We start from the raw sequence: 7485 nt of genomic DNA on the forward strand, positions 1-7485 counted from the left end.
GCGTCCGGAGCGAGGAGCGTCCGGAGCGAGGAGCGTCCGGAGCGAGGAGCGTCCGGAGCGAGGAGCGTCCGGAGCGAGGAGCGTCCGGAGCGAGGGCGTTGTCTCGAAGTGCAGTGTCCGACCCCGTACCCCCACCTGCCCGTCGCCTCCCGGCCGTACCGTTTCCCGTCCAGACCGTCTCCGGTCCGTTCCGCCACCCGTTGCCCTCCGCACGACGGACCGGGCCGCTCGGCCTCCGGAAGGTCGGCGCCGCACACCGGATCTCCATCAACCTTTTAGCCGCCCTTGACCGTGGGTCGCACAACCAAACGGTGGTTACGAAAGCGTCACCGCACACCTCTGGCACAGCTCCGACCTGCGGCTTTCAATGGTCGACACCATGGCACTGCTGCGCGCTCTCCTCCGTACGGCCCGGATGGCACGGAACACCTCACGCCTCGCCTCCGGACTGCCCGCCGACGACGAGGTACTGCTCGACGCGCCCGACGACCGTCTGGGCCCCGCACTCGTCGCGGCGGCCCGGGGCGAGTACGTCCCCGCGGCCAAGCTGCTGGCCACCACCCGCGAGTCCGCCGAGTGGGAGAACCGCGACCGGTACGCCATGCGCCTCGCCACCTTCGCGCGCTCCCGCGACACCTGGCTCACGGAGTGGCAGGCCGCCGACCCGCACGATCCGGACGTCCTGCTCGTCAGGGCCGAGCTGGCGGTCCGCCGCGGCTGGGAGTCGCCCGCGCGGGTCGAGCTGCTGCGCGAGGTCGGCCCGCTGATCATGTCCGCCGCCGAGGGCGACCCGCACGACCCGGTTCCCTGGCGGATAGCGCTCGACCACGCCCGCGGCACGAACACCGGGCACACCGAGTTCGAGCAGCTGTGGGCCCAGGCCGTCCGGCGCTCCCCGCACCACTACGGCTGCCATGTCGCCGCTCTCCAGTACCTCTCGGCCGCCTGGTACGGCTCGCACCGGGAGTGCTTCGACTTCGCCGAGCCAGCCGCGCAGGACGCGCTGCCGGGCTCCCTGGTCCAGGCGCTGCCGGTGCGCGCGGCCTTCGCCTATCTGACCGAGGGCGGCGGCCCCCAGGTCCCCCGCGAGCGCCTGGACGCCGCCGCCGACCTCGCGATCGCGGTCTCCGCGTCCTACGCCGCCGCCGACCCGTGGCCCGCCGAGGTGCGCAATCTGCTGACGTACGTCCTGGTCCGGCTGGAGCGCTGGCAGGACGCGCTGGAGCAGCTGCGTCTCATCGGGCCGTACGCGACCTCGTTCCCCTGGGACCGGGTCTCCGACGACCCGCTCGGGCAGTTCCTGGAGCTGCGCGACGGTGTCCGTCTGGAGGTCGCCTCGGGGCTTCCGCTGATGGATCCGGACCCCGATCCGCAGCTCGGGAGCGGGTACGGCGGACGCGCCCGCTCCGGCGACCATTAGGCTTTCGCGTCGTGACCACCGTCCGGCTCCCGCTCTTCCCCCTGAACTCGGTGTTGTTCCCCGGGCTCGTGCTTCCTCTGAACGTGTTCGAGGAGCGCTATCGCGCGATGATGCGCGATCTGCTCAAGACCCCCGAGGACGAACCACGCCGCTTCGCCGTCGTCGCCATCCGCGACGGCCATGAGGTGTCGCCCACCGCGCCCGGCATGCCGGACCAGACCGCCGTGCCCGAGCGTGGGCCCGCCGCCGGCTTCGGCGACGATCCGCTCAAGGCCTTCCACGAGGTGGGCTGCATCGCGGACGCGGCGACCGTCCGCGAGCGCGCCGACGGCAGCTTCGAGGTGCTGGCGACGGGCACGACACGGGTCCGTCTGCTGTCCGTGGACGCCTCCGGCGCGTTCCTGACGGCCGAGCTGGAGGAACTGCCCGAGGACCCGGGCGACGAGGCCGGCGCGCTCGCCGAGGGCGTCCTGCGCGCCTTCCGCCAGTACCAGAAGCGGCTGGCCGGAGCGCGGGAGCGCTCGCTGTCGACCGGCGCGGACCTGCCGGACGAACCGGCGGTCGTCTCCTATCTCGTCGCCGCCGCCGTGATGCTGGACGTCCCGGCGAGGCAGCGGCTGCTGCAGGCCTCCGACACGGCGTCCCGGCTGCGCGAGGAGCTGAAACTGCTGCGCGCGGAGACCGCGATCATCCGTAATCTGCCGTCGTTGCCGGCGTCGGACCTGACGCGCGGCCCGACGAGCCTGAACTGACGCATGCGAGAAGGTCGATGGTCAAGAAGTCCAAGAAGCAGCAGTCCGGCGGCACCCCGGCGACGGTGGCGCTGACGGAGGCGGGCGTCGCGTACACCGTCCACGCCTACGAGCACGACCCCTCCCACCCGTCCTACGGCGAGGAGGCGGCCGAGGCCATGGGCGTCTCGCCGGACCGGGTCTTCAAGACCCTGGTGGCGGACGTGGACGGCGCGCTCGTGGTCGCGGTCGTGCCGGTGGCGGGTTCCCTGGACCTCAAGGCCCTCGCCACGGCGGTGGGCGGCAAGCGGGCGGCGATGGCCGACCCCGCGGCGGCCGAGCGCACGACGGGGTACGTCCGCGGCGGCATCTCGCCGCTCGGCCAGCGCAGGAAGCTCCGCACGGTGCTGGACTCCTCGGCGGCCGGCCACACCACGATCTGCGTCTCCGCGGGCCGCCGCGGCCTGGAGGTCGAGCTCTCCCCCGCCGATCTGGCGAAGCTCACGGAAGCGGTGTCCGCGCCCGTCGGGCGTGCGTGACCCCTCGACGGATGTCCCGTCCTCGGTTAAGCACGAGGGACATGTCGAAGAAGACGCGGAAACGCAAGTGGCGCATCAAGAAGGGCCGCTCGAACCACGGCCACCGTCCGGCGTGACCCACGCTCCGCACCCGGGGCCGGCCGGGCGGCACCTCTTCCGACGCCCGGCCGGTCCTGCCCGGTCCACCCGGTCCTGCCCGGTCCTGCCCGGTCCACCCGGTCCTGCCCGGTCCTGCCCGGTCCTGCCCGGTCCACCCGGTCCGCCCGCCGGTCCTTCGGCCGGACACGGCCTAAGCGGTGGGAGGCCCCGGCTGCGTGGCCGGGTAGGGGCTCTGCTGGTACGGGTCGGGGTCCCGGGGGCCGAACAGGGCCATGAGGCCGAGGTGGACCACCAGGGCGCTCAGGGACCACGCGAGCAGCGCGCCCTTGGCCCCGAGCTTCAGCGGCGCGGAGAACGTGACGCCCTTGCCGACGGCCTTGGCGTGCGCGACCACGTTCTGTGTGGGCCCGAGCCAGATCCCGATCCGCCAGGCGAGGAGCGATCCGAGCAGGCCACCGACGGCGAGCCCGATCACCAGGGGCACACCGCCGCGCCGTCGGACGAGGAACACGACGAGGGCGCTCAGCGCTCCGAAGCCCAGCGCGAGCAGGGTGAACGTTCCATCGACGCCGATGGCCTGCTCCCCCTCGGTGTCCTTGAGGTACACCGCGGTGTCGTCCGCGATCAGCGGCACGTGCGGGGCCAGCCACCACCAGAGCACCCCGAGCAGAGCCCCCGCGAGCGCGACCGCGACCGTGATCACGGCGGCCTCCCGCAGTTCGGTCTTCATGCCGGGTCCGTCCTGTCCGTAGGAGGCCTCGTACGCGGCCGGATACACGGGGTAGCCCGCGGGGCCGGAAGCGGGCGGAGCCTGCCAGGCGGGATGCGGTTGCCGTCGGCCCTCGGGGGACTGTTCGTGCGGCGGTGGAGGTGGAGTCAGCGGAGCGGTCACCCTGACATCGTGCCAGGCCCCGCCGTCGGCCGCGTCACCGGACGGCTGCCCGGCGATAGGCCCAGGCCGCGAGGGCCAGCGAGGCCACCCCGACTCCGGCGCACACGGCCAGATCGCCGAGGACGACGGCCCAGTCGGGGTGCGCCCCGAAGGTGCGGGCGAAGGCCTCGACACCATACGTCGAGGGCAGCAGATCCCGGGCGTACTGCACCACGGTCGGCATCCGGTCCGCCGGGAGAACGCCCAGCAGCAGGGCCGCCGACATGCCGAGCTGGCCGAGCAGCGTGGCCAGCTCGGGCCGCGGCGCGAGCAGCCCGAAGGCGGCCCCGAGCCCGGCGAGCGCGGCGCCCGCGAGCGGGACGACCGCGGCGAGCACCCACAGATGGGCCATCGGCAGCCCGAAGAGCAGACACCCGAAGACGGCGGTGACGACCGTGCCGGGCACGGTGAAGGACGCGTACGCGGCCGCGGCGCCGAGCACCACGGCCGCCGGCGGCACCGGCAGCGTCGCGTAGTGGTCGAGCCCGCCGCTCGCCCGCAGCTGCCCGAAGTACTGCGCGAGCAGGTTGAGCGCGACGAAGGCCACGACCAGGACGGTCGACCCGGCCACCACGGCACGGGCCTCGTCGCCGCCGTCCACCACCCCACGCATCATGATCATGATGCCGACGGACTGGAAGGTGGCCACGAACAGCAGCGGGATCCGCGCGACCCGGGCCCGGGAGAGCTGCGCCCGGTACACGGCGGCCAGCGAGGGCCACAGCCGCGCACGCGGGCCCAGCTCCGCGGCGCCATCGGCGTCCTCGACCACGGGCAGCACGCTGCCCGGCAGCACTTCAGCGGGTACGACACTCACGTCGAACTGCTCCCCTTCACTCCGGCAGCCGTCCTGTTCCGCACACGTACGACGCCCCTCTCCCGTACGGATTCCACGCCCCGGACACTCACGCCTTCACCAGTCCCTGTGTCGCGTGGCCGCCCAGCGCCAGGTAGACGTCCTCCAGGCTGGGCGTGGCCAGCGTGAAGTCGTCGAGCGCGGCGAAGGCGGCCCCACCGGTGACCGTCGCCACGGCCGCGCGGGCCTCCTCGGGCGCGAGCCGCAGCGTCCAGCGGCGGCCCGACTCGACGGCGCGGTCGCGCAGCGCGGCGACCTCGGGGACATGGAGCGGGGCGCCGGTACGCCAGACGAGTTCGACCCGGACCTCGCCCGCGACCCGTTCCTTGAGCCCGGCCGGGGTGTCGCAGGCGATGACCCGCCCCTCGTCCATGACGGCGACCCGGTCAAGGACGGTCTCGGCCTCGATGACGTTGTGGGTGACCAGCAGGACCGTGGCGCCCTGTTCGACCCGGCGCCGGTCGACGGCGGCCCAGACCGCGCGCCGGGCGACCGGGTCCATGCCGGTGGTGGGCTCGTCGAGGACCAGCAGCGGGCGCTGCCCGACGAGCGCGGCGGCGAGGCAGGCGAGCCTGCGCTGACCGCCCGACAGCTTCTTCAGGGGGCGGGAGGCGAGCGCGGTCAGACCCAGTTCGTCGAGGACCGCGTCACGCTCGGCCCGCGCCGCGCGCAGGTCGAGTCCGCGCAGGCGTCCGGTCGTCTCGGCGGCGAGGGACACGGTCAGCTCGTCGAGGGCGGTGGACTCCTGCCCCAGGTAGGCGAGGATGCGTGCGGCCCGCTCGGGGTGACGCACGATGTCGTGTCCGAGGATCTCGACACTGCCGCTGTCGGGCCGCATCAGCCCGGTCAGCTGGCGTACGAGGGTGGACTTGCCGGCGCCGTTCGGCCCGAGGAGCCCGAAGATCTCGCCCCGGTGGATGTCCAGACGCACCCCGTCGGTGGCCCTGACCTCGGGTGTCGCCGGGGTGCCGCGGCGGCCGCGGACCGCCGGATAGGTCTTGGTGAGACCTCGCACGGCGCACACGACATCGCCCCTGTGTCCGTTCCGGACTGCCTGTGCCGTGCGCGTACTCACGAAGGACGAGAGTACGTGGTCCGATGCCCCGTTATGCGCTCGGGGCCGTGGCGGGCCCTCGGCGAAGGCGTCCGCGTCCCCTCGCCTACGGCTTCGGATCACTCCCCGACGGGGGCGTGTTCCGCCGTGGTGCGCACATCGATCTCCCGCCAGAATCCGGCCCGGATCGCATAGCGGTCGTGCTCGTCGATCTGGTCGTCCTTGTGCGCGAGCAGGCCGAAACGGGCCGCGTAGCGCAGCAGTTCGCCGTCCACCCGGTGCGGCACCCGCGGGTACATCGCCGACAGCTTCTGCAGATGACTCGGGTCGGTGAGGCGCCCCATCCAGCGGCGGGCGAAGACCTGCCCGACCTCGAAGGGGTCACCGCCGACCGTGGTGATGTCCTCCTCGCGGTCCGCCCACCGCTGCTCCGCGGAGGTGAGCTGGGCGAGCGTGGGCAGCGCGGCGGCCTCCGGGGACTCCGTGGCGCCGCCGGGCCGGTCGACCCAGCCCTTGTCCGAGGACCAGCGCAGCGTCGCGTTCGTGGGGTGCTGGGCGGCCTGGGTGCCCGGTCCGCGCAGCGCGGCCAGGTCCTTCGGGGTGGGGACCCCTTTGGGGGCGGACGCCCGCTCCTGGGTGCCGTTCTGCGATTCCGCCGCCTGGTGGTGCTCGGCCTCCTGGGCGGAGCGCTCGGCCGCCGCCGCGAGCGCCGACTCGGGCAGCGGCGCGGAGAGGATGGCGGCGATCTCCGGGCGCGGCACCGGCGGCGGCGCGCAGATCCCGCCGAGGTCCTTGGCGCGGACGGCCTTGGTGATCCAGGCCCGGTCGAGCACCCGCCGCTCGTCGGCCTCGGCCACCAGGTCCTCGGACTGGTTGTAGTCACCGTCCGCGGCCTGCACGGCCCACAGGTGTACGGCGACGCCGTGCTCCTTGGCGGCCATCATGCCCGGCAGCAGGTCCCCGTCGCCGGTCACGAGGACCACGTCGGAGCAGGCGCGGTTGCGCGCCAGCTCGGTCAGCTCGGCGTGCATGGCGGCGTCCACGCCCTTCTGCGCCCACCGCCCGTCGCTGCGGGTCAGCGCCCCCAGGCGCACCGTCACGCGGGGCATCACGCGCAGCCTGCGGTGCTCGGGCTGCGGCACCCGGTCGGGGGCGCCGTCGAACCAGTAGATGCGCAACAGGGGCCGCTCGGTGTCGGACTCGGCGCGCTCGCGCAGGCCCTGGATGAGGGCGGCGTGGTCGACGGTGATCCGGGATCGCGAAGGCTCCCCGGCGAGGAGACTGGCAGCAGCCCCGAGCAGATACCCGGCGTCCACCAGGACGATGCAGCGGTCCACGCGATCCACCCTCTTTCCGGGAGGTTTGCTTCGGGCTTCCTTCGAGTCTGCCCGACCGTGCGGAGGTTAACGGCCGGAACTCGATCTTCGGCGTGGCGGATCGCGAGAACACCTACCGACAGGTCTTATTACGCACGGTAATTCTACGAAATGCGCCACTTCTCAGCCTATGTGAGTCTGGTCGCGGCCCCGGCCCCTAGATCCCCCACAGGAGGCAGATCGCCATGGCCAAGAACAAGAACCGCAAGCAGGGCGGCCACGCCGACCGTTCCTCGCAGGCTGAGCGTGCGCAGGAGCAGGCACAGCGGTCGTCGGCGGAGGCTCAGCAGTCGCCGATGTCGCAGGCCCAGGGCAGCCCCGCTGATGTTGCCCGTAAGCATCAGAAGCGCTTCGGCCACAACTGAGGCCGCCGCGCGGGCCATTGAGGCCCAGGCACGCACCGAGGGGCGCAAACGGTACCGGGTGCGCCCCACGGTGCTCGTCCCGTCAGCCGGCCCGGCAGGACGGGCCGAGCCGCA

General features: G+C 73.3%; 8 protein-coding genes. 4 read left to right on the forward strand and 4 right to left on the reverse strand.

Annotated elements, in window-relative coordinates; all coding sequences use genetic code 11:
* Positions 1-367 precede the first annotated feature (367 nt).
* The 3 genes from ACFWBT_RS40170 to ybaK are packed head-to-tail and all read left to right on the forward strand — an operon-like array spanning position 368 to position 2690.
* Positions 368-1420 carry a hypothetical protein gene (locus ACFWBT_RS40170; protein ID WP_385708968.1) on the forward strand — a complete coding sequence of 351 codons (1053 nt, stop codon included), beginning with the start codon at positions 368-370 and terminating at the stop codon, positions 1418-1420.
* 11 nt (positions 1421-1431) lie between these two features.
* Positions 1432-2172, forward strand: coding sequence for an LON peptidase substrate-binding domain-containing protein (locus tag ACFWBT_RS40175; RefSeq protein WP_266757729.1), 741 nt, complete (start codon positions 1432-1434; stop codon positions 2170-2172).
* Between the two features lie 17 nt (positions 2173-2189).
* On the forward strand, positions 2190-2690 hold the full coding sequence (gene ybaK / locus ACFWBT_RS40180) for a Cys-tRNA(Pro) deacylase (protein ID WP_385708971.1): 501 nt from the start codon (positions 2190-2192) through the stop codon (positions 2688-2690).
* A 289-nt stretch (positions 2691-2979) separates the two neighbouring features.
* Here the strand turns inward: ybaK and ACFWBT_RS40185 are convergent, their stop codons facing one another.
* The 4 genes from ACFWBT_RS40185 to ACFWBT_RS40200 form a co-directional block, all read right to left on the reverse strand.
* Positions 2980-3681, reverse strand: a complete 702-nt coding sequence (locus ACFWBT_RS40185) for an AAA family ATPase (protein WP_385708974.1) — start codon at positions 3679-3681, stop codon at positions 2980-2982.
* A 34-nt stretch (positions 3682-3715) separates the two neighbouring features.
* Positions 3716-4537 (reverse strand): ABC transporter permease, encoded by an 822-nt coding sequence (locus tag ACFWBT_RS40190; RefSeq protein ID WP_385708977.1) that lies wholly within the window; start codon positions 4535-4537, stop codon positions 3716-3718.
* Between the two features lie 88 nt (positions 4538-4625).
* Positions 4626-5600, reverse strand: coding sequence for an ABC transporter ATP-binding protein (locus ACFWBT_RS40195; protein WP_385708979.1), 975 nt, complete (start codon positions 5598-5600; stop codon positions 4626-4628).
* A 149-nt stretch (positions 5601-5749) separates the two neighbouring features.
* On the reverse strand, positions 5750-6967 hold the full coding sequence (locus ACFWBT_RS40200) for an NYN domain-containing protein (RefSeq protein ID WP_385708982.1): 1218 nt from the start codon (positions 6965-6967) through the stop codon (positions 5750-5752).
* Between the two features lie 224 nt (positions 6968-7191).
* On the opposite strand from ACFWBT_RS40200, the gene ACFWBT_RS40205 reads away from it, so the two are divergent.
* Positions 7192-7371, forward strand: coding sequence for a hypothetical protein (locus ACFWBT_RS40205; protein ID WP_266757739.1), 180 nt, complete (start codon positions 7192-7194; stop codon positions 7369-7371).
* Positions 7372-7485: the final 114 nt, after the last annotated feature.

The organism is Streptomyces sp. NPDC060027, from assembly GCF_042737005.1.
In the GTDB taxonomy this organism is placed as follows: Bacteria; Actinomycetota; Actinomycetes; order Streptomycetales; family Streptomycetaceae; genus Streptomyces.